The following is a 19,278-nucleotide window of genomic DNA, read 5'->3' as shown; positions in this document are numbered from 1 at the left end:
AGTGCAACGATCAGCGATAATATCCAACAAAACATTCCTCTGGTGTTTGAAAGCCCAGACGAGCTCTGGGTCTGTTGTTAAGCTTGTGCGCAATCGCGTTGCACTTTGCTTGAGTGAGCGTCGCCATTGAGGTGCCTTTGGGGAGATATTGTCGGATAAGTCCGTTGGTATTTTCATTGGTTCCTCGCTCCCAAGAGTGGTGTGGGTTAGCAAAATAAAATCGAGTATCGGTGGCGGCTTCAATAAGCTCATATTGGTTAAACTCGGTACCATTGTCTGCAGTAATCGTGGTAAATAAGCCATCAAATCGTCCCATGATTTGAATGGTTCGACGGTTAAGAGATGCGGTTGTTCGGTCATCCATTTGCCCAATCAGGGTGTAGCCGGTCATGCGCTCAACGAGTGTCACGATGCAGTGCTTAGAGCCTTTGCCCATGACAGTATCAATTTCCCAGTGTCCACGCGTTTTACGTGTTTCGACACTTTTAGGACGCTCAGAGATATGTCGTTTATTGGCGAGCCTTCCGCGACTATCGTAGGCAGCATAACGCTTGCGCCGTTGCTTGGTCGATTGTCGTAGGTGTTTCCAAAGTTCGCCCCCATTGGCTTTATCACGCCAGATGTACTGGTAAATAGACTCATGGCTAATGGTCGGCTGTTTATATCGTTTCATTCTTCCAACGACTTGAGCAGGGCTCCAGTCTTTTTTGATAAAGTGCATGACTTGATTATATTGCTGCTGAGTAATACGCGGATTACATCTTGATTTACTGCGTCTTGTCCGAGTGCGTTGGTCGGCTTTGAAAGGGCGATAGGCCCCATCGTAAGTACATCGATTACGAGCAATTTCTCGAGAAATGGTACTCTTATGGCGTCCGGTAAGCCGAGCGATTTCAGCATAGCTAAGGCCTTGCTTTTTATAGGCAGCGATAGTATATCTGTCCCCTTCGGTGAGCTGTTTATAAGCCATAATTTTTCACTTCTTGGCGGGAGGAAAAATAGGGATTATGACAGCTCACTGTTTTATTTTTTAGTGTTGCACTTAGTATATGAATCCAAGAAGCCTAACAAACGGTTCAAGAGGGATTGCCAACGCGTGGCGGCTTTAGTGCAAAATTGAAGTTCAGTGTTTAAGTGTGTTTTTTGAGTTCGGCGGTGCGTTGTCAACCCCTTAGCCGGGCGTTAACTGCTTTAGCCAACGGAAGATACTTCCTCAAATCTAAGGATGTTTTGAGGAAGTAATGGAATTAAAAAGGTGAGAATAAATCAAATGGATATTGATACTGATGAAGTTGAGAAACTCGTTTAAGTTCTTTTTCATCAAGTTTTTCTATGATTTTTACTCCTTCAGGGTCAATGGAGTCATACGTCCTTAGTTTTATATACTCATTTAATGGCTGTTCTTCTCCAATGATTGCTAATTCAACAGCTGCTGCAATATATGCAATTTCTTCACTTTGTGAGCACCGCTTTTGAGCTTTTTTGTAAAGCTCAAATAAAACTATCCTTTGTGTTTGTTCTGGTAGTGACTTTAACCAAGGGTCATCTATTGTCACAGGACGTTTTTTCAGAGTTGAACATTCTTTCATTTTGTCATCTAGAGCTTGATATTTATTAGCAAGATCAAACTGTAAATCTTGCTTGCCTTCAATAAATGATGCTAAAGAAGTACTAGAGTAAAGCAAGCTAGTTAATAACAGTGGCATTAATTTAAAATGAGTTGTAAACACATTTCCAAAAATCATAATTCTTTCCTTTTGCGTAAAGCATCTGGTTGTAAGAAATATACTCAAGTCTTTCTCTTTTTATTTGTGGTATCGCCATGATTGCTTCTGAAAAGCTTTTCCAATCGTATGTATATGCGTTCCAACCTGCTGAGGTTATTGCTACACCAGCATAAGAATTACGCCCTGCAAAGATTTGATAAAACGGCAATAGATTTATGATACTTTCCAGATAGTTACTCATTTGAATAACGTTGTTCATATCATTAATACCTTCAAGAGTTCTTGAAGTAGGTGTAAAGTTTTTTATATTGCAAAAATCACCTTTCATAAGATTTTACCAATAAATTATCCAGTTGGCCTGATACTATCTCAGTTGTATATTCTTCAAAACCAATGAGTTATAAATCTGAACAAAGATCACTAAATGCTAGGTTGTACATAGAGGTTGTAACCGCATAATGAGCTTACGTATTCAGGCAGTTAACAAACGGCTCAAGAGGGATTGTCAACGCGTGGCGGCTTTGGTGCAAAATTGAAATTCAGGGTTTACAGTGTGTTTTTTAAGTTCGACGGTGCGTTGTCAACCCCTTAGCCGGGCGTTATGTGCTAGTGTACGCCGAATTCTTTACTATGATTTCGTTAATAAAGACTACTGCGGAAATGTGATAGGATTTTTGTTATGAAAGATAGGAAAATGAGTGAGGTCGAAGAGCCCAAGTCACCGTGTATTAGACAGTGCTGTTTAGATGAAATGGATATTTGTTTGGGATGTTTCAGATCGTTGAATGAAATTATTGATTGGCATTCTTCAACGATAATTGAAAAGAACAAGATTCTTATCGTATGCTGTCAAAGAAGGAAATTGGCTCAAAAATCGAGGTTTTAGTTTTATCTAAAAGTACTACTGGTGATAATTTTGTCTAAATTGGCTGAGAGTTTGTTAGAAAATGAGCATATAAAAACGGCCCTTGACGTCGAGGGCCGTTGATATTTAGTAATGCAAGGCTAGTGCTCAGGTGTTTCTAGCAGCTTAATGGCACTTTCAACTGCATTATTGATCGCTTGATCATTTTCAAGTTTTCCTGAACTTGCTGGCCCAAGGGCTCTAGAGTATAGAGCTAATTGTTTGTCCAAAGGCAAGCCCAACTGTTCATACAGATTTTCGCGAATTTTTGCATGTTGTTCAGGGTCTTGGTTTGCAAGGCTAATAAGTGTTTCATAAATAAGAGCTTTCATATCATGTCCATTTTATTATAGTTAACTTGGTGCGTATGGATTATAGCTGAGCCCTTAATGTAAATCTTGTGCAACAATCACATAACAAACGGCTCAAGAGGGATTGCCAACGCGTGGCGGCTTTAGTGCAAAATTGCAGTTCAGTGTTTACGGTGTGTTTTTTGAGTTCGGCGGTGCGTTGTCAACCCCTTAGCCGGGCGTTAGTTTGCTAAAGGCTAGCGAATAGCTAGCCTAAGCTTGCTCTGATATCAGCAATAGTGATGAAGAGTTTGTTTTCAGCATCTTGAAACGCTTGAAACCCATAGCGCTCATAGAAATGTTTTGCACCATCTTTGGCATCAACGATAACAACAGGGAACGCTACGCTGTCACTGGCTGCGAGTAGCTTTCTGAGAGCGTCAATGAGTAGCCACTCACCAAAACCTTTTCCTTTGTATCTATCGTCGACAGCTAAACGAGCAATGAGCCCTCCAGAGGTTGAAGATTGGTGCTTCTTTTGTAACTTGTCGGGCAACGCTTTCAAATCAATGGGTGTCATCGTCAGAGTGTAAAAGCCGATGATATAAGCACTGTTATTGTCATCTTCCAAAACGAAGGTTCTGGTGTTGTCTTTTTTGGCTTGCTGACTCGCCATTACTTTTAAGTAATTGTTGAGGGCTTCGATGCCACAATTGAAACGGTTCCTATCGTGTTTATCTTTATCGAGAAGTACCGTATTCATCATTGAGTTTTGCTCTCATAACGTTCGGATGCTAATTTGAGGTTTGCGTTTACTACCGCCGGATTATCAAGAGCTTCCATCAGCAATGCGGCATCAACTTGGCTAAGCTTTAGAGCTTGCTCACGTTCAATGACTTGTTTTGCTTTTTCGATTGCCGCATTCAAAACAAATGAGTTAATACTAGACATGCCAGCGAGAGCTGCAGCCTTAGTGAGTAAATCTTGAGTATCGACATCAACTCTAGCAGTGATGCGAGGCAAAGTCGTTGCCATAGTTTTATCTCCTGTTGTGTCAAACTATCACATGGGTATTATGGTGTTAAAGTGTTTAAGAAGCAATCTTTGTGTCACTTTGGCACGCAAACTAACAAACGCCTCAAGAGGGACTGTCAACGTGTGGCGTTTCCAGTCCCAATGAGCCGAAGTAGTTAAGGTTGTTGTGTTTGAGTTTAGTGGAATGCGTTGTCAGCCCCTTAGGTGGGCGTTATATGCCAGAAGAAGAAAGACTACAAATTCAGGTTAACAACCTTGGTGTTTGGATCTTTGGGAGTCGAGATTTTCCGGGTTCAATCCTAGTTTTCTTTGGTTCGTGGCTCACTCTCGGGTTGCCATTCGTAGATGGCTTTATTCTTTGATGCTGATAATTCCTGGTCAATTTAGGCAACATCGGCTGTTGGAATTCAGCGCTTTGAATTTGCCTTTCTAAAATCGGATTTGCTTGCTGAGAGGGCGTTTTCTCTGGTGTGGTGAGTTCACGTGGTTTCAGTGAGTTTGTTGAAAGATCTCATTGTGAAATTGCCGTTCCAAAAGCACTTTTTGGTGTTGTCAGTCCGCTTTCTGCGGCGTTGAAAATTCCAAGTGGTTTCAGTGGCAAGTCGCTGTAAGTCTAAGCCTGACGTAAGTGCATCAAAGCACATAAAATCATGGTTTCAAAGTGGAGCTTGGTATAGAATCTTAGGCTAAAACGTTTGCATATAACAAGAGACTATGGCGTCAATAGTTAATTTTTGACGCTATCTTTATCCCACATCACACCGTCTCTTAGCATCGAATTTAAGATCACCACCATCTTTCTCATACAAGCAACAATGGCTACTTTTTTCGGTTTTCCTGCCGCAAGTAATCGTTCATATGCTGCCTTAAAAACAGGATTGCATTGGATAGCCGACATCATCGCCATATACATAACGGTCCTAACTTGAGCCCGTCCCCCTTGTATCATCCGCTTGCCTTTAAAGCGGCCACTTTCTCTTGTTATTGGTGCGACGCCAATGAGAGAAGAAGCTTGTTTGTTCGTGATATAGCCCAACTCGGGCACATTACTAATTAAGGAGGCCGCAAGGACTTTGCCAACGCCCGGCATGCTTTGGAGAAGAGTATTTTTGGCTTGATACTCAGGACAGCTATCAATCAGTTTCGCTATCTTTGCTTCTACTTTTTCAATCTGATTTTTCAGAGCGGTAAGAATGGGGGTGATAGTCGATGAGATATTCTTTGGTAATATTTGTAGTCGGTTTTTTTTCATGGTTTGCATGGTGAGTAGTTGGTTGCACCTAGTGACTAAGTCACTCATAAGGCGTATGTTTTCGCTTTTTATCTTAGTCAGTTCGGGCTGAACCCGTTCGGCATAATGTGCGATGAGAGCCGCATCTAAACGGTCGTTCTTAGCTCGTTGGCCAATAGCACCGGCAAATCGTTTAATGCGCAGTGGATTGGCAATAACATAAGGTAATTTTGCTTTATCACAGGCGAGTATAAAGGGCATTTTTAATCGACCCGTTGCTTCGATAACGACACGTTGAGGTTTGTGTTTCTTAATGGTTTTTATGGCATCGCTGATGCCTTTTTCGGTGTTTGGGACGGTGAAGTACATGTCGAGTGGGCGGATATAGATATCTAATTGTGACTTACCCGTATCAACGCCGACATTAATGTTTTGAAGTGTGTTTGTATTCATAATAAGCTAACTCTTGCTTGCAAATGCGGGCTCGAGACCCAGAAGACTATTCGAGTGTGGTGCTTGGAGTTCTATCAGGCGTTTGTACTTGTTATCGGTCTCTCAATTGAGGAGCCATCGTTCAATCGAACTGCCAGATAGAAGAACTTTAGTTGCAGCTAAAGTCTGGGTCTCACCTTACCCGATTGCGTTAGTTATTATCCATACAAACGCTTCAAGAGGGACAGCCAACGCATGGCATTTTTACTGTGTGTTGGTTTTTGTGGTTACGTTATTATGCGGAAAGTTGGTAGTAGCGTTGGCTTGCCCCTTAAGCGGGCGTTATGCAGTTTCCGTTGCTAAGGAGTTGGGTATCAGTGCCCAGCAGATCCGGAACTGGAAGCGCCAATTCACACGCCTATCTGATAAACAGTTTAACACCTTAGACGGTGTTGATTACTCAAAGAAAGAGTCCGAAGAGCTTCGAGCGCTCAGGCGCGAGAATAAGCGACTCAAAGATGAAATGGAATTCCTAAAAAAGGTCTCGGCGTACTTCGCGAAGCAGCAAGAGTGAAGTACGAGTTCATTGATAGTTATACCAGTGAGTACTCGATTAGCTTAATGTGCCGTACGTTAGAAGTGAGTCGAAGTGGTTACTATAAGTGGTGTCATCATACGCCGAGTGAGCGTTCAAAGCGGCGTTAGCGCTTTGAACAGCTAACCATGTGTACCTATGCCCAATACCGGGCACGTTACGGTTCAGTGCGGATAGCAGAAGAGCTAAACGAAGCAGGCTATGCCTTCTGCGTGAATTATGTGGCTGCGATGACGAATGTTGCGGACAATTTACTGCGTAGAGACTTTGAGTCTGAGACTCCGAATCAGAAGTGGGTCACTGACATCACGTACATCTGGGTGAAGAGCCGTTGGCTCTTCTTGGCGACAGTGATGGACTTGCCTTCAAGACGCATTGTGGGTTGGTCGCTAGGGATAACGATGACCATCGAGCTCATCACCAATGCGCTAAAAATGACGTTTAAGTCACGTAAGCCGCCTAAGGGCGTCATTATCTACTCGGACCGTGGTGTACAATACAGAGCATATAAATATCAAGACTTCATGCGTAAGCATGGAGGCGTGCCATTCAATAAAGTCGACTGTATTTGCTGCTGTGCGCCGAGAGTAGCACCTCAGAACCCGATAGCAAGAGCAGTCATCGATAGCTGTGTACTGGTAGACTCCAGGTGCTATTTTACAGGTGTCCATCTGGACTCTATCACTAGGGATTGGGCGCTCGTATCTTTGGAAATCTTTTTGGCGTCGGTAAGTTACGATGGGTTTGACTGATGCTTCGGACAAAACTTTATGGAGTGTCGTTGTGCTTAGGTGTACTTGGTGAAGTCGGATTAACTCTGTTTGTAAACGCCTCGCCCCTAAATTGCGTTTCTCACGCATCTCAAGGATCAATACTCTTAGTTTATCAGTGATCTTGGCATCTGGAGAAGAATGAGGGCGTTTGCTCTAATACCGTTCACTTAAGGTGAGCGGTATTGTATTTTCTAGGGTATCGGCTTGGCTTTTTCTTCACGACTCTAGGGAGGGCTCTGTCTCGTCTTGGCTCAAGTATTAAGCTCCCACTCATTGCGTAGAAGTTTTGGAGTTGCCTTGGTATGGCTCCCGGTGACGAGTAGGGAAGCCCCACTATTAAACGCATGATGTGGGCTAACGCTCCATTGAAGCTAAGTTGTATGTCAGTAGTATTCCCCAGAACTCTTGTCTCACGAGCTCTGGGAGTCGGCTTCGCAGTGTAAGGCGGTTACCAAGCATGTATTGTTTTTGCTCTCGGTACCCCAGTTCAATTTCCCAACGGTATTCATATAAACCGACTATATCTGATTTGGGATAAAGCATAGGGTCAACCATTGAGGTGAGAACATCGTATTGCTTACCCTCTTTGACTCTCGTGATTAAACGTACCACAACCTCTTCTTCTAGCTCTGGCCATTTCTTACGCGCTTGCGGATTATTCTTCAGTTTTATCAGTTTATCTTGTCGGCCAAAAGACTGAACGACTTCATAAATCAGCCCTTTTTTCATCGGGATAAGCCAATGGCGATTGATGCCGTGCGAACGCCATGCTTGAAGTAAACCTAGGGAGTAAAAGCCTTTGTCGAAGAGCGTTAAGCTGTTATCGGGGGTCGTTTCGATAAGCTGCTCTGCCAGCTTCATTTCATTGACGGTATAACAGTCAAAAGCACTGCCTGTGATTAAATGACTGCTCAGCTCCATCTGACAGACCATGCGCACCTGTGGGTACTGTGTTTCTTTACCATCCCGATTAGTGGGCTTAGCAAACGCTTCAGCATTGTCTTTCGAGTCTTCTGTTCGCCATAAAACCCCATCAACACCCAGTAACGTAAGTCCGTTCCAGTTTGGTAAGTTAGCCTGTTTGAACCAATGACTTTGCGTACACTCAAAGAGCGCTTTAGCCGCTGATTCACCAAGATTTTTTCTTCGCTGTGTTAATGCACTTGGAGCAACAAATGGCTTACCTGTGCGGTCAACAATATCGAGCATGTTTACAATGTCAGCCATGGATTTATCGTTATAGATAGCCATGCCAACCAGTAACCATGCCATCTACTCTAAAGTGAGCTTTCGTTTTCTTAGAGTAACGGTATCAGTAAGCTCATAAGCACTATTGATGAGCTCAATGGGCAAGAGGTCTGCGAGTGTTTCAACTTGATTGGGTTTATAACTGCTGATGATATCGAGGGCTTGAGAAACGTGCATAAAAAAATCCGATAAACAGGGTCTATCGGATTTTTACATAAAGGTAGGATCATTCAACTGATCTGCCGATTAAAGTCTTAACTGATCGGCATTAGGGCGTTTGCTCTGGCTTCCCTGACCTGTGATTCCACACTGCTTATACCGATTCATCCATTTACGTAATGTTGGTCTAGAAATACCACATCCCTCATACATTTTTACCCACTGTAATCTTTGTTGGATTTCTCTGTCCATAGACATCTAGTATAGTTGAAAGGATATCTAGGAATCACACGCATAAATGGCTCCTTTTTTTGATCACGGCTATGGACCTTTGTATCCAATAGGCATAAAATCCGCGCTGATTGGGGAGTAGTCGCCTTTGTTTACTTATCGTCAGCTCGTTAAGCGCATGCTTATCCGGTAAGTATAAATAGCCTTCTGTTAAAAACGGAATGCTTATTTCGACGAGACCAACGCATTCAGCTCTGTTCATTATGAACAGCGGTTTTTGTTTGCGGAAGGTTTCGATCGGTTAATCCCATCCTATCCTTCCGCCTTTGGAGGATATATGACCCCAACAACCTATCTCAGCTTTGCAATTCTGACTCTATTTCTTGTTGTTATCGATATTTGGCAAACCCGTGGCGGTAAAGTCACGATCACTAAAGCTGCCGTTTGGAGCGTGATTTGGTTTATGCTGGCGTTTGCATTCGCCGCGAGTATCTATTTATTTTGGGATAGTTACGCACCAACCAGTTCATACAGTGCCGAAAAGGCGACGATCTCGTTTATTACTGGTTACTTGTTAGAAAAATCGTTAAGTGTTGATAACTTATTCGTCTTTGCGATTATTTTTCATCAATACGCAGTCCCAGAGCATTTACGCCCGCGGGCTCTATTGTGGGGAGTGATCGGCGCTTTGTGTTTACGAGCGGTGATGATTGTGATTGGTGCGCAGCTGCTTGAACAATATCATTGGTTACTTTATGTGTTTGCATTATTTCTTATGTGGACCGGTATTCAACTTGCGCGTGAGAAAGGCGATGAACAGCTAAACCCAATGCCGGAGAAACTGATTCGACGTTGGTTCAATGTGACGGATCATTACGAAGGGAATGCTTTGGTTGTGAGCCGCAATAAGCAATGGTTTGTGACTCCAATGATGATTGTGATTGGCGTGATTGCTTTTATGGATGTCATGTTCGCATTAGATTCAATACCGGCTATTTTTGCCGTGACCCGCGAACCCTTTTTAGTGTTAGCAGCGAACGTGTTTGCGTTACTTGGTTTGCGATCTTTGTACTTTGTGTTGCAAGGGATGATGGATAAGTTTATTTACCTAAAACCAGCGCTTTCCTTCATCATGATCTTCATTGGTATTAAGATGATGCTAGTCGGTTCTGCGTGGGAAATTCCGACACCAGTCTCACTGGGCGTACTGTTAGTCACTATGATTATTGCGGTGTTGGCTTCTGTCTATAAGCAGAGAAGTCCATTACCTGCTACTCATAAGTCATAATATAAGTAAACAGAGGTAAGTGTTTGACAATACTTACCTCTCTCCTTTATTTATCCTTTATCTAACCGACGATAAAAACATTAATGTGAAAATTTTGTAAATAATCGGTGTTTTTGCTTTTCATTGCGATTTAAATTCACCAAATAAAGCCTAATGTGAATAAGTAGTCGATTATCGTGGATAATAAAAGTATGCATTGTTATGGGGTTGTTTCATTAGAATAACTAATTTGAATGTGGAAAATTTGTCATTTTTTAACCAAAAAAATATCACCTAGAATTCATTTCAACAAAGTAAGTTACCGAATTAACAGAGAGGCTATCATGGCACAAGCAATGAATATGGGTACGATTACAGCACCTACCTCTATGGATAAAAAAACCTACGCGGTTAACTTCAAAGGATTGATTGCACATTTAGTTGATATTCTGTTTGTCGACCACAGCGAACCTCGCAGCTACTACGCGAATAATTTGTCTGGTCACATGCAGAAAGATATCGGTTTATACCGTTAATTCAATGTGTAGAGATATAAAAGCCGACTGCTTAAAGCGTCGGCTTTTTTGTATTTCAAATTTGTGTTAACCACTAGCTTCGCTGATCATCAAAACAACTGTCTCCAAAAAAAACAAAGGCGCAAACCAAGTTGCGCCTTTGTTTTTTTTGTCAATGAATATTATTTTTTGCGACAGTATTCAGCAATGATATACATCGATTGGCCATTGGCTTTGCCAGAGATCAACTTAGGATCGTCGCTTAAACTGATACCGCGAACCACAGTACCCTGTTTAATGACTTGGCTTGAGCCTTTGATAGGGAGATCTTTAATGATGGTTACGTCGTCGCCTTTTTTCAGTTCTACGCCATTCACATCACGAGGCTTTTCTGCATCATCATCCATACCAATTTCAGCCCATTTTGCAGCTTCTTCTTCAAGATACATCATATCAAGTAGGTCTTGAGCCCAACCCTCAGTGGCCGCAAGGCGCTTAAGTTGACGCCACGCCAGTACTTGAACGGGTTGTTCTTGGCTCCACATGCTGTCGTTCAAACAACGCCAATGGTTCACATCTACTGTTTCTGGGTTCTCAATTTGGCCTTTGCAGACATCACACAACATAACGGCATGGTCAACAGTAACCATAGTGTGTGGCGCTACCACAAATGGAGCTAATGGAGATTCTGATGAACAAAGCTCACATTTTGATTGGCTGCGTTCAAGTAAAGTTGCTTCAGTAGACATAGTACCCACCTTGTAAAAATATGTAAGCGCGTATTATCCACGTTACGACTGGAATTAAAAGGGGAGATGGCAAAAAGCTTGGTATTCGTGAGGGAATTGAACTAAGTCATCGTCAATAGTAAGTAAATGGGCATCGTGCTTTACGCTGTTATTGCCCAAAGGCATAATGAATGCCGTTTTTATGTTTGTATGTAGGTATCACTGTGGAACTCCTTTCCGCTCCATTTTTAGAAAAATCACTTCGTCTCGAAGGTTCAATGTCAGGCTGGCAGCAACTCTATTGGGATAATCAACTGGTCGCGCAATGCGATGCGACAGGGAATATCGAGGCGACAACGACCCATAGATTTCAGTTGTTAAGTGGTGAAACGCCGATCCAGTGTGAACTAAATGTCGAGCTGAGTTGGCAACCTTTTAAACTTCGTTATCAAGCATTAGTTAATGGTGACATTGTCACGCAGGGCGAGCGTTCAGAAAAAGACATTGAAAAACAAACACCTTATAGCCCGCCAAAGCCGGAGCGACGTTTTAGCCTTATTGGTCTAGTCTCACTTGGTATGAAAGCACTGAAAAGTGCCAAGCTGATTAAAGTTGTTCTGGCGTCAGCAAGTATCGCAGCCTATTCGTGGTTATTTTCCTTCCAGTTTGCTATGGCGCTTATTGCCTGTTTGGTGTTCCATGAATTTGGCCATATCAAAGCGATGAAGTATTTTGGTATGAAGACTAAAGGCATTTATCTCATTCCATTTCTTGGTGGCTTGGCATTAAGTGATGAAAAAATCAATACACGTTGGCAAGATGTAGTGATCTCAATTATGGGGCCATTTTTTGGTTTGCTGCTCTCGGTTGTGCTGGTTGTCGTGTACTGGATCACAGGAGAGATATTTTTTGCCGGCCTTGCTGTTTTTAATGCCTTTCTCAATCTCTTCAATCTATTGCCTATATTGCCGCTTGATGGTGGTCACGTGTTAAAAAGCATCAGCTTTTCTATGAACAGCACTTTGGGGATTGCGTTGTGTGCTCTTGCGGCGATCGCTGGTGTCATTTTGAGCTATTGGCTTGGATTAACCCTGGTCGGCTTTTTATTGATTATGGGCAGCATTGAAATTGTAATGGAATGGAAGCAGCGTCATCAAAGTCATTTGCTACCTCTGAATCGATATGGACAAATTGTAGCTTCACTTTGGTATGTCAGTTTAGTGGCTGCGCTTATCGCTATTATTTGGGGTTTTGCAACGACAGGGGATGAGCTGCTACAACTGCCATTACGCATTTTAGGTACTTGAGTCGGTACGTTGGCACCTGTAAGCCATGTATCAGAGCACTTTTTGTGCTCATCTTTAAGCGCTTAAATGACATCTTTGTATGAAGAGGCTTCTTAGCACCGATAAACGGCTAATGACAACACTGCAGTTAATATTTATGAGCGATCGGATCTGTCTCGAAAATGTTTAGTTGGCAGGATCTCAATCGCTGGAACTGACTGATTACTCGCTGCAAGTTGTTACCTTTTAAGTATAGAATGAATCTCTTTTACGATGAATGAGACAAAAAAGCATGGATATTTGGAAGAAGCCAATCGATTTAATAACATTAAACGCCACCTCCAAAAACACCTTGATAGAGCATCTCAATATTATTTATACCGATTATACTGATCACTCTTTGTCTGCGACCATGCCTGTTTGTCACTTTACCCATCAGCCGCTTGGTATGCTGCATGGTGGCGCCTCGGTGGTACTTGCGGAAACCCTAGGTTCAGTTGCCGCGAACTTCAGTGTGGATCAAGAACACTATTGTGTAGGGTTAGACATTAATGCTAATCATGTTCGCGCCATGCGAGAGGGGATGGTTATAGGAACAGCGACACCTATCCATCTTGGTATTTCAACGCAAGTATGGCAAATCAATATCACTGATGAGCGCGAACGTTTGGTGTGCACTAGCCGTTTGACGGTCGCAGTACAAAAAATTCGTAACCGTTCTCAAGCTATCAAGGTTGATTTATAAAATGGTGATTGAATTTTCAGGTGGAAAAATCATCGTAACACCCCATGAATTAGTGGTACGAGTATTGGGTGATCTCGCCATCACGCTACAAGCCCAAGCCGATGCTGTTCAGCTCATTGGGAGAGGGGCGAATGTCATCTCTGTAAATTGCTCAGAAAGTAAATGGTCGATTAAGTTGGACAACGAAGAGCAAATTAAGCAACTTTCTCAACAACTCGGCTGTAATATTCTTTAAACAGTGATTAAGGCTATTGCATAACCAATATAAAATGAGGAAACTATCTCTGTATTTTATAAACTGAGATTTCCTCTTTATGAGTAGCCCACGACTTCGCGTTCAATTTGAATCTTTATTTGAGCACTTTAACGGCCAAGATGTTGGTGTCCAGCTAGAAGAGATCACCGAGATCCTTTTCTGCACACGCCGTAATGCGCGTATTGTTCTAAATAAAATGGAGGATGAAGGCTGGATAGAATGGCGTCCTGCTGCGGGGCGTGGAAAATTATCCGATCTCATTTTTAAACGTAGTCGCAGTGATGTCAGTGAAAACCTTGCGCGTCGATACTTAGATGAAGGTAAAATTGGCCATGCATTTTCGGTACTGGATCAAGATGCGGCGAAACTGACGCAAGTGATCCAAAGCTATCTTGGTGTTCAGCATCAAGAAGGTCTGCAAGTCATACGGTTGCCTTATTATCGCCCGCTTTCAATGCTAAACCCGCTAAAATCCATGCGTCGATCTGAGCAACATATCGTAATGCAAATTTTTAGTGGATTAACGCGGCTAGATGAGTATGAACAGCTGCAGCCAGATCTCGCACATACATGGGAATCGGTGACAGCAACACATTGGCGTTTTTATCTTCGCCCAGGGGTTCGTTTCCACAATGGTGATTTGCTTACCACCGACGGTGTTATCCAAAGTTTGTGGGAATTGCGATTTCTGAACTTATTCTCCCATCTTGATAGGATCAGCTCGCCCTCCAACTGGGTTATCGATATCTTTTTACAAAAAGCGGATAGTCGCTTACCGCTTCTTTTATCTGAGTCATGTGCCAAGATTTTACTACCAGAGTCCAATCGTAGTGATAATTTTGATTTAATGCCGATTGGTACTGGCCCTTACAAAGTCATTTTAAATGATGAAAAACGCTTAGTTTTGCAAGCGTTTGATGGATATTTTGGATTTAGGCCTTTGTTAGACCGGGTCGAAGTGTGGGTGATTGACGAAGTACATTCTTCGATGGTTTTTCCTAGCTTATCGCATCCGATAAAAACAAAGCGAGGTTCATTTACAGAAGACGTGGATCTTGATCCCGGCTGTACTTACTTGTTACTCAATCGAAAAAATGGCGTCGCCGCAGATGTAAATTGGGCTCGCTACCTTACCAATAAGCTCAGTACTCTCAACCTATTTCGTCAATTACCAGAAGACAAAGTGGTCGAGTTGGGGGTGTTACCTGCTTATGGCTTGAAACCGGGCTGGTATCATCAGTCATCGGGAGATGTTGCCGCTACACCGCCGGGTGAGCGTTCGATCACCATTGCATATCATGCTCAACATCCTATGTTTCCAAGCTTAGTGAAAACAATACAACAGCTGTTAAAAGAAGATGGGATTTCGGTGGAGCTTGTTAAATATGATTTGACTGTTGAAGACACCGATGCTGTCGATGTTTGGGTCAAACCGATGGGAATTGCCAACCATAGAGAAGATGCGCTAGCAGGATGGTTACTTGATTACAGTGATATCGAGCATTTAAGCCGCGCTGAAGATTTTTCGTATTGGTGCCAGTTAGTGGATGAATGGCGCGCCGATCCAAATGCCATATTTCCGGCCAAAGAGATTGGCAAGTCTTTGATAGAAAAACAGCAAGTTATCCCGATGTTCCACTGTTGGTTAGGGATAAGCAAAGATCAATGTGGTGCATTACAAAACGCGAAATGCAACGCGTTAGGCTGGTTTGATTTTAGCAATGTTTGGGTTAAACCAGAGTTATAACAAATTACAGTGATACCCAAACGACTTGAAGTTAAGTCGGCGGCTTGTCACTGGCCGATAAAATAAGCTAAGACTAAACAGTAGAATCTAAATTATCCGTTGTTGCCGTCATTTCTGGCGGCAACAAGTATCAGGAGCTATGACGTTGATTTGATTACGCCGCAGCTAACAATTTTTGCTGATGAGCCAAGTATTCATCGTACGTTCCTTGGAAGTAGACCAACTGTTTGTTTTTCACATCAATGATCGAAGTGGCCAGCGAAGAGACAAACTCGCGATCGTGGCTAACAAAAATCAGTGTCCCCGTGTAGGACTTTAGCGCGTTATTGAGCGCCTCAATCGCTTCCATATCCATGTGGTTGGTTGGCTCGTCCATGATCAGCACGTTGATATCTTGCATCATTAGTTTGCCAAATAGCAGACGGTTCTTCTCACCACCCGAGCAGTTTCTTGCTTTCTTATTCACATCATCGGCTGTAAAGAGTAGTCGGCCAAGAATGGCACGCACCATCAAATCATCATGTTTTACTGTGCGCCACTGCGAGATCCAATCAAAGATAGTCAGATCGTTATCAAAATCGACAGTACTGTCTTGAGGGCAATAGCCAATTGAGGCATTCTCAGACCATTTCACCACACCTTGGTTGGCCTGCAGCTCTTTGACTAAGCAGCGTAGAAAGGTCGTTTTACCGACGCCGTTTTCACCAATTACCGCCAAACGCGAGCCCGCCTCAAGCAGCAGATTGCCACCGTTGAAGAGCTGTTCATCGTCAAAAGCGTGGCCGAGATTTTGTAGTTCAAGTGCAAGGCGATGCAGTTTCTTACCTTCACCAAAATCAATCGAAGGACTGATGCGGCTTGAGGATTTCACTTCATCAAGCTTGATCTTGTCCATTTTTTTTGCGCGTGAGCTAGCCTGTTTTGCTTTTGAAGCATTGGCACCAAAGCGGTTAACGAAGTCTTGCAGTTCGTTGATCTCGGCCGCTTTTTTCGCGTTGCCAGAGAGTAACTGCTCTCGAATCAAGCTTGACGCTTCAAGAAAATACTCATAATTACCCGGATAAATACGCAGTTCACCGTAATCAATATCAGCCATATGGGTACACACTGAGTTCAAAAAGTGACGGTCATGGGAAATAATAATCATGGTGCATTTACGCTGATTAAGTTCTTCAGCCAACCAACCAATGGTGTGGATGTCTAAGTTGTTGGTTGGCTCATCGAGCAGCAAAATATCTGGGTTGGCAAACAAGGCTTGCGCCAACAAAACGCGCAGTTTCCAACCTGGAGCCACTTGTTGCATCAAGCCAAAATGAAACGATTCCTCAATACCCGCTTTTAACAAAATATCACCCGCGCGACTTTCGGCGGTGTAACCATCCATTTCAGCGTATTCGCTCTCAAGCTCGGCGACTTTCATGCCGTCGGCTTCGCTCATCTCGGCTAATGAATAAATGCGGTCACGCTCTTGCTTGATCTCCCATAGTTTGCGGTCACCCATAATCACGGCATCAATTACCGTATATTGTTCGAAGGCAAACTGATCTTGGCTCAGCACACCCAATTTTAGCCCTGGTGTAATGGAGACGTTGCCTGAGCTGGGAGTTAACGCGCCACTCAAGATCTTCATGAACGTCGATTTACCACAGCCGTTAGCGCCAATCAAACCGTAGCGATTGCCGTTACCGAATTTTGCAGAAATGTTTTCAAATAAAGGCTCAGCGCCAAATTGCATGGTGATATTTGCGGTAGAGATCAAGAGAGTTTTCCTAGGTATTGAGTTTAGCGAATCAGTGATGTGCAGACGCCAAATCAGCAGAACATAAACAATGGTTAAATAGGCGGCGAATTATACAGAGTTATTACAAAAAGAACAGATGTGAGAGATAGCTCACAGACGGAAATTGCTCAACGTCGAATTGCCTATCGTTATTGGGGAGAAATGGGTGAATAAAAAACACGCTTCACCACATTTTACAGAATGCAGGCTAGTATATGCGCATTCACTTTTATCATTAAAGGGATTTTAACAAGGTGCCACCAGCTCACTGTAGCCCGTTTGATTATCAAATTCTCGCTCAAACACTAAGTCAGGGTAGGAATGTAAAATCAGCTCTGCGGTAGTATTGACAAGACAACCATCCAAAAGATGACCACCGATCACTTTGCCTGTTTTATCTGCAACCGCAATGTGCAAGTGTTGATGAGATGCGGTTAGCGTGCCAATCAAAGAGACAATTTCAAATGCATCAACAAGGTGTAGCTCTGAAGATCCATCAGCGAGGCGGATGCGCATTTCAGATAGGCACCCGACACAAGAAGCGATGTTACCTGCTTGTATGTTCTCTTGCTTTATCAACTCGGCAATAGATTGCTTTAAGTCGTGGCCTTTTATTAAGCGAGACACTGTCACTTTTATCATGGAGAATTTGTTATAAAATTATGGTTGTGTTTAGTTTATCGTGCATGAGAGTTTACGTCTAAAGAGATTACTGCTTATATATCCTTGTTGAGACACAAAGTGGCAATTTTGCTATTTGCTTAAATCCGTTGAGCAACGCCCATCATTTCACCGAGGAACCGACGAATGATTGAACTGTACACCGCCGCAACGCCGAATGGTCAGAAAATCTCCATAGCATTAGAAGAAATGGGGTTGCCATACAAGGTCAACGCTTTTGATCTTTCAACCAATCAGCAAAAAGAGCCTGAGTTTACGGCCATCAATCCGAATGGACGCATTCCCGCAATTGTAGATAAAGATAACGATGATTTTCCAGTATTTGAATCTGGGGCAATTTTGCTTTACTTGGCAGAAAAAACGGGAAAATTTCTGCCCGTAGATCCGAAAGCCCGCTCTCAAGTGATCCAATGGTTAATGTTTCAAATGGGAGGCGTAGGGCCGATGATGGGACAAGCTAATGTCTTCTTTCGTTACTTTCCAGAAAAAATACAACCTGCCATTGATCGTTACCAAAAAGAAGGGCGACGTCTATTTGAAGTCATGGATAGCCAATTAGAGCATCACCGTTATCTTGCGGGTGATGAATACACCATCGCCGATATCGCAACATGGCCATGGGTGAGAATTTACGAATGGAGTGGCATTAATATTGACGGGCTTGAGCACCTACAACGTTGGTTGGCGGAAATCGCGCAACGCCCTGCAGTGATTAAGGGGCTTACTGTGCCACCACCAAGTCAAGAAAGCGATGAACAGCGAGCGGAACGCATTCAGAAAATGGTGACAAGGTAACCTGAGTGATGTATGACAAAACTGTGGGCTTATATAAGTTCAGTTGAAGTATTTAACTGTGGTTCCTAATTTGTGCATTTAGCATTACACTGCGTGAAAATTCGTAATAAGAAAAACGTAATGATTAACGATAAAGACACATTAGAAAACGAAGAAATTGAAATAGAGGCGATTGGTATTGAAGTTTCGTCGCAACCTATTGAGCTTTATAAGGTGTTAAAGATTGCTAACCTGGTGGATGGTGGCGGGCAAGCAAAATTCCTGATTAGCGATGGTTACGTGGCAGTCAATGGAGAACTTGAAACTCGAAAACGACGTAAAATGTACAATGGGGATTTTCTTGAATTTAACCAAGAGTACTACGTTGTATTGTGTGACCAACCAGTGATTGAAGCACCTGAAACTGAGGTGACGTCGGTAGTGGCAGCAATAAATGCGCCTAAACCGAAGCAAAAGGCGTCAAAAGCCAAGCCGGCTAGAAATAAGCCGACGACCACAAAGAAAGAGAACTCCGATGCACCTAAAAGCAAAGATGCTGAAAGTGGCCGTAACTCAATAGACTTTTTCTAATTTTCTGTTTTTTAATGATCTGATAAATAGACGGGAGCGATGTGGCTCCCGTCTTTTATTCAGCGCCATTCGTCATTTGTCGTCGAACCGCTATTTAACCCATTAGGATCATCATCAAAAGGGTGTTGTGCCTTATACAGTAACACTTCCAACTGATGTTCTAACTGATTGACTGTCTCATAGTCACCTTCAGAACAGGCTACATAAATTTGTTGTTCTAGTGCTTCAATGCTGTCGCGTATGGTCATTTGGCACCTCTCATCTCACCCATTAAAGGTGACTT

21 protein-coding genes and 4 pseudogenes are annotated in these 19,278 nt (G+C 42.9%); 11 read left to right on the top strand and 14 right to left on the bottom strand.

The features are described from left to right. Positions 1 to 10: 10 nt before the first annotated feature. From AACT42_RS23555 to AACT42_RS23545, 3 genes are all read right to left on the bottom strand, one after another. Positions 11 to 970, bottom strand: a complete 960-nt coding sequence (locus AACT42_RS23555; protein WP_094183052.1) for an IS30 family transposase — start codon at positions 968 to 970, stop codon at positions 11 to 13. 277 nt (positions 971 to 1,247) lie between these two features. Then, a complete protein-coding gene (locus tag AACT42_RS23550; protein WP_094183051.1) occupies positions 1,248 to 1,745 on the bottom strand; it encodes a hypothetical protein in 498 nt (165 codons plus the stop codon). Next, complete coding sequence (locus tag AACT42_RS23545; protein ID WP_094183050.1) at positions 1,711 to 2,055, bottom strand: hypothetical protein; 345 nt, start codon at positions 2,053 to 2,055, stop codon at positions 1,711 to 1,713. Before AACT42_RS23545 ends, AACT42_RS23550 begins: the two co-directional genes overlap by 35 nt. Before the next feature lie 351 nt (positions 2,056 to 2,406). Between AACT42_RS23545 and AACT42_RS23540 the strand changes: the two genes are divergently transcribed. Further along, entirely contained in the window at positions 2,407 to 2,613 is a 207-nt protein-coding gene (locus AACT42_RS23540) for a DUF1289 domain-containing protein (protein WP_083250237.1), read from the top strand. Between the two features lie 119 nt (positions 2,614 to 2,732). On the opposite strand, the gene AACT42_RS23535 is transcribed toward AACT42_RS23540, so the two are convergent. The 4 genes from AACT42_RS23535 to AACT42_RS23520 all read right to left on the bottom strand — a co-directional run bounded on the left by AACT42_RS23535 (position 2,733) and on the right by AACT42_RS23520 (position 5,640). Continuing rightward, positions 2,733 to 2,963: a PAS factor family protein gene (locus AACT42_RS23535; RefSeq protein WP_013868597.1), complete on the bottom strand. Its 231-nt coding sequence runs from the start codon at positions 2,961 to 2,963 to the stop codon at positions 2,733 to 2,735. A gap of 226 nt (positions 2,964 to 3,189) precedes the next feature. After that, entirely contained in the window at positions 3,190 to 3,687 is a 498-nt protein-coding gene (locus AACT42_RS23530; protein WP_000982256.1) for a GNAT family N-acetyltransferase, read from the bottom strand. After that, on the bottom strand, positions 3,684 to 3,956 hold the full coding sequence (locus AACT42_RS23525; protein ID WP_094132648.1) for a type II toxin-antitoxin system TacA family antitoxin: 273 nt from the start codon (positions 3,954 to 3,956) through the stop codon (positions 3,684 to 3,686). The genes AACT42_RS23530 and AACT42_RS23525 overlap by 4 nt, the downstream gene beginning before the upstream one ends. Before the next feature lie 727 nt (positions 3,957 to 4,683). Next, positions 4,684 to 5,640 (bottom strand): IS110 family transposase, encoded by a 957-nt coding sequence (locus tag AACT42_RS23520; protein ID WP_094132650.1) that lies wholly within the window; start codon positions 5,638 to 5,640, stop codon positions 4,684 to 4,686. Positions 5,641 to 5,728: 88 nt separating this feature from the next. Here AACT42_RS23520 and AACT42_RS23515 point away from each other — a divergent pair, with 88 nt between their 5' ends. Both AACT42_RS23515 and AACT42_RS23510 read left to right on the top strand, forming a co-directional pair. Further along, positions 5,729 to 6,193, top strand: coding sequence for a transposase (locus AACT42_RS23515; protein WP_217899625.1), 465 nt, complete (start codon positions 5,729 to 5,731; stop codon positions 6,191 to 6,193). 149 nt (positions 6,194 to 6,342) lie between these two features. Next, positions 6,343 to 6,741: pseudogene (locus AACT42_RS23510) on the top strand (DDE-type integrase/transposase/recombinase); the annotation flags it as partial. A gap of 21 nt (positions 6,742 to 6,762) precedes the next feature. Here AACT42_RS23510 and AACT42_RS23505 read toward each other — a convergent pair. The 3 pseudogenes from AACT42_RS23505 to AACT42_RS23495 form a co-directional block, all read right to left on the bottom strand. Then, positions 6,763 to 7,140 (bottom strand): annotated as a pseudogene (locus tag AACT42_RS23505) (IS481 family transposase); the annotation flags it as partial. 10 nt (positions 7,141 to 7,150) lie between these two features. Continuing rightward, positions 7,151 to 8,412: pseudogene (locus tag AACT42_RS23500) on the bottom strand (IS4 family transposase). A gap of 93 nt (positions 8,413 to 8,505) precedes the next feature. Beyond that, positions 8,506 to 8,646: pseudogene (locus AACT42_RS23495) on the bottom strand (IS481 family transposase); the annotation flags it as partial. Positions 8,647 to 8,962: 316 nt separating this feature from the next. On the opposite strand from AACT42_RS23495, the gene AACT42_RS23490 reads away from it, so the two are divergent. Next, positions 8,963 to 9,913 (top strand): TerC/Alx family metal homeostasis membrane protein, encoded by a 951-nt coding sequence (locus tag AACT42_RS23490; protein ID WP_254918692.1) that lies wholly within the window; start codon positions 8,963 to 8,965, stop codon positions 9,911 to 9,913. A 323-nt stretch (positions 9,914 to 10,236) separates the two neighbouring features. Next, positions 10,237 to 10,428 (top strand): hypothetical protein, encoded by a 192-nt coding sequence (locus AACT42_RS23485; RefSeq protein ID WP_017042819.1) that lies wholly within the window; start codon positions 10,237 to 10,239, stop codon positions 10,426 to 10,428. A gap of 161 nt (positions 10,429 to 10,589) precedes the next feature. On the opposite strand, the gene AACT42_RS23480 is transcribed toward AACT42_RS23485, so the two are convergent. Then, positions 10,590 to 11,156, bottom strand: coding sequence for a PhnA domain-containing protein (locus tag AACT42_RS23480; RefSeq protein WP_026027787.1), 567 nt, complete (start codon positions 11,154 to 11,156; stop codon positions 10,590 to 10,592). A gap of 203 nt (positions 11,157 to 11,359) precedes the next feature. Between AACT42_RS23480 and AACT42_RS23475 the strand changes: the two genes are divergently transcribed. The 4 genes from AACT42_RS23475 (at position 11,360) to AACT42_RS23460 (ending at position 15,169) form a co-directional block, all read left to right on the top strand. Then, complete coding sequence (locus tag AACT42_RS23475; protein ID WP_094132286.1) at positions 11,360 to 12,442, top strand: site-2 protease family protein; 1,083 nt, start codon at positions 11,360 to 11,362, stop codon at positions 12,440 to 12,442. Between the two features lie 271 nt (positions 12,443 to 12,713). Next, entirely contained in the window at positions 12,714 to 13,166 is a 453-nt protein-coding gene (locus AACT42_RS23470; RefSeq protein WP_010320753.1) for a hotdog fold thioesterase, read from the top strand. A 1-nt stretch (position 13,167) separates the two neighbouring features. Then, complete coding sequence (locus AACT42_RS23465; protein WP_176429083.1) at positions 13,168 to 13,401, top strand: DUF3389 domain-containing protein; 234 nt, start codon at positions 13,168 to 13,170, stop codon at positions 13,399 to 13,401. 79 nt (positions 13,402 to 13,480) lie between these two features. Beyond that, complete coding sequence (locus AACT42_RS23460) at positions 13,481 to 15,169, top strand: SgrR family transcriptional regulator (RefSeq protein WP_017046920.1); 1,689 nt, start codon at positions 13,481 to 13,483, stop codon at positions 15,167 to 15,169. A gap of 154 nt (positions 15,170 to 15,323) precedes the next feature. Here AACT42_RS23460 and AACT42_RS23455 read toward each other — a convergent pair whose 3' ends face one another. Then, positions 15,324 to 16,928 (bottom strand): ABC-F family ATPase, encoded by a 1,605-nt coding sequence (locus AACT42_RS23455; RefSeq protein WP_013867813.1) that lies wholly within the window; start codon positions 16,926 to 16,928, stop codon positions 15,324 to 15,326. A gap of 267 nt (positions 16,929 to 17,195) precedes the next feature. Further along, the gene (locus AACT42_RS23450; RefSeq protein WP_094132283.1) at positions 17,196 to 17,591 is read right to left on the bottom strand and encodes a PPC domain-containing DNA-binding protein; all 396 of its coding nucleotides are present in this window, start codon (positions 17,589 to 17,591) and stop codon (positions 17,196 to 17,198) included. Positions 17,592 to 17,756: 165 nt separating this feature from the next. Here AACT42_RS23450 and AACT42_RS23445 point away from each other — a divergent pair, with 165 nt between their 5' ends. Both AACT42_RS23445 and AACT42_RS23440 read left to right on the top strand, forming a co-directional pair. Further along, positions 17,757 to 18,425, top strand: a complete 669-nt coding sequence (locus tag AACT42_RS23445) for a glutathione S-transferase family protein (protein ID WP_013867809.1) — start codon at positions 17,757 to 17,759, stop codon at positions 18,423 to 18,425. Positions 18,426 to 18,545: 120 nt separating this feature from the next. Next, the gene (locus AACT42_RS23440) at positions 18,546 to 18,995 is read left to right on the top strand and encodes an RNA-binding S4 domain-containing protein (RefSeq protein WP_202599538.1); all 450 of its coding nucleotides are present in this window, start codon (positions 18,546 to 18,548) and stop codon (positions 18,993 to 18,995) included. Positions 18,996 to 19,054: 59 nt separating this feature from the next. Here the strand turns inward: AACT42_RS23440 and AACT42_RS23435 are convergent, their stop codons facing one another. Further along, the gene (locus AACT42_RS23435; RefSeq protein ID WP_013867807.1) at positions 19,055 to 19,243 is read right to left on the bottom strand and encodes a hypothetical protein; all 189 of its coding nucleotides are present in this window, start codon (positions 19,241 to 19,243) and stop codon (positions 19,055 to 19,057) included. Positions 19,244 to 19,278: the final 35 nt, after the last annotated feature.

The organism is Vibrio sp. V15_P4S5T153 (assembly GCF_963874485.1).
GTDB lineage: Bacteria > Pseudomonadota > Gammaproteobacteria > Enterobacterales > Vibrionaceae > Vibrio > Vibrio anguillarum.
This window is presented reverse-complemented; position numbering and strand designations above follow the sequence as displayed.

What these genes read in the sequence shown, in the direction of transcription:
- AACT42_RS23435 (WP_013867807.1), bottom strand. Translation starts at nt 19,243, where the DNA reads ATGACCATACGCGACAGCATTGAAGCACTAGAACAACAAATTTATGTA.
- AACT42_RS23480 (WP_026027787.1), bottom strand. Translation starts at nt 11,156, where the DNA reads ATGTCTACTGAAGCAACTTTACTTGAACGCAGCCAATCAAAATGTGAG.
- AACT42_RS23450 (WP_094132283.1), bottom strand. Translation starts at nt 17,591, where the DNA reads ATGATAAAAGTGACAGTGTCTCGCTTAATAAAAGGCCACGACTTAAAG.
- AACT42_RS23530 (WP_000982256.1), bottom strand. Translation starts at nt 3,687, where the DNA reads ATGATGAATACGGTACTTCTCGATAAAGATAAACACGATAGGAACCGT.
- AACT42_RS23490 (WP_254918692.1), top strand. Translation starts at nt 8,963, where the DNA reads ATGACCCCAACAACCTATCTCAGCTTTGCAATTCTGACTCTATTTCTT.
- AACT42_RS23440 (WP_202599538.1), top strand. Translation starts at nt 18,546, where the DNA reads ATGATTAACGATAAAGACACATTAGAAAACGAAGAAATTGAAATAGAG.
- AACT42_RS23465 (WP_176429083.1), top strand. Translation starts at nt 13,168, where the DNA reads ATGGTGATTGAATTTTCAGGTGGAAAAATCATCGTAACACCCCATGAA.
- AACT42_RS23525 (WP_094132648.1), bottom strand. Translation starts at nt 3,956, where the DNA reads ATGGCAACGACTTTGCCTCGCATCACTGCTAGAGTTGATGTCGATACT.
- AACT42_RS23555 (WP_094183052.1), bottom strand. Translation starts at nt 970, where the DNA reads ATGGCTTATAAACAGCTCACCGAAGGGGACAGATATACTATCGCTGCC.
- AACT42_RS23485 (WP_017042819.1), top strand. Translation starts at nt 10,237, where the DNA reads ATGGCACAAGCAATGAATATGGGTACGATTACAGCACCTACCTCTATG.
- AACT42_RS23535 (WP_013868597.1), bottom strand. Translation starts at nt 2,963, where the DNA reads ATGAAAGCTCTTATTTATGAAACACTTATTAGCCTTGCAAACCAAGAC.
- AACT42_RS23460 (WP_017046920.1), top strand. Translation starts at nt 13,481, where the DNA reads ATGAGTAGCCCACGACTTCGCGTTCAATTTGAATCTTTATTTGAGCAC.
- AACT42_RS23540 (WP_083250237.1), top strand. Translation starts at nt 2,407, where the DNA reads ATGAAAGATAGGAAAATGAGTGAGGTCGAAGAGCCCAAGTCACCGTGT.
- AACT42_RS23470 (WP_010320753.1), top strand. Translation starts at nt 12,714, where the DNA reads ATGGATATTTGGAAGAAGCCAATCGATTTAATAACATTAAACGCCACC.
- AACT42_RS23445 (WP_013867809.1), top strand. Translation starts at nt 17,757, where the DNA reads ATGATTGAACTGTACACCGCCGCAACGCCGAATGGTCAGAAAATCTCC.
- AACT42_RS23520 (WP_094132650.1), bottom strand. Translation starts at nt 5,640, where the DNA reads ATGAATACAAACACACTTCAAAACATTAATGTCGGCGTTGATACGGGT.
- AACT42_RS23550 (WP_094183051.1), bottom strand. Translation starts at nt 1,745, where the DNA reads ATGATTTTTGGAAATGTGTTTACAACTCATTTTAAATTAATGCCACTG.
- AACT42_RS23545 (WP_094183050.1), bottom strand. Translation starts at nt 2,055, where the DNA reads ATGAAAGGTGATTTTTGCAATATAAAAAACTTTACACCTACTTCAAGA.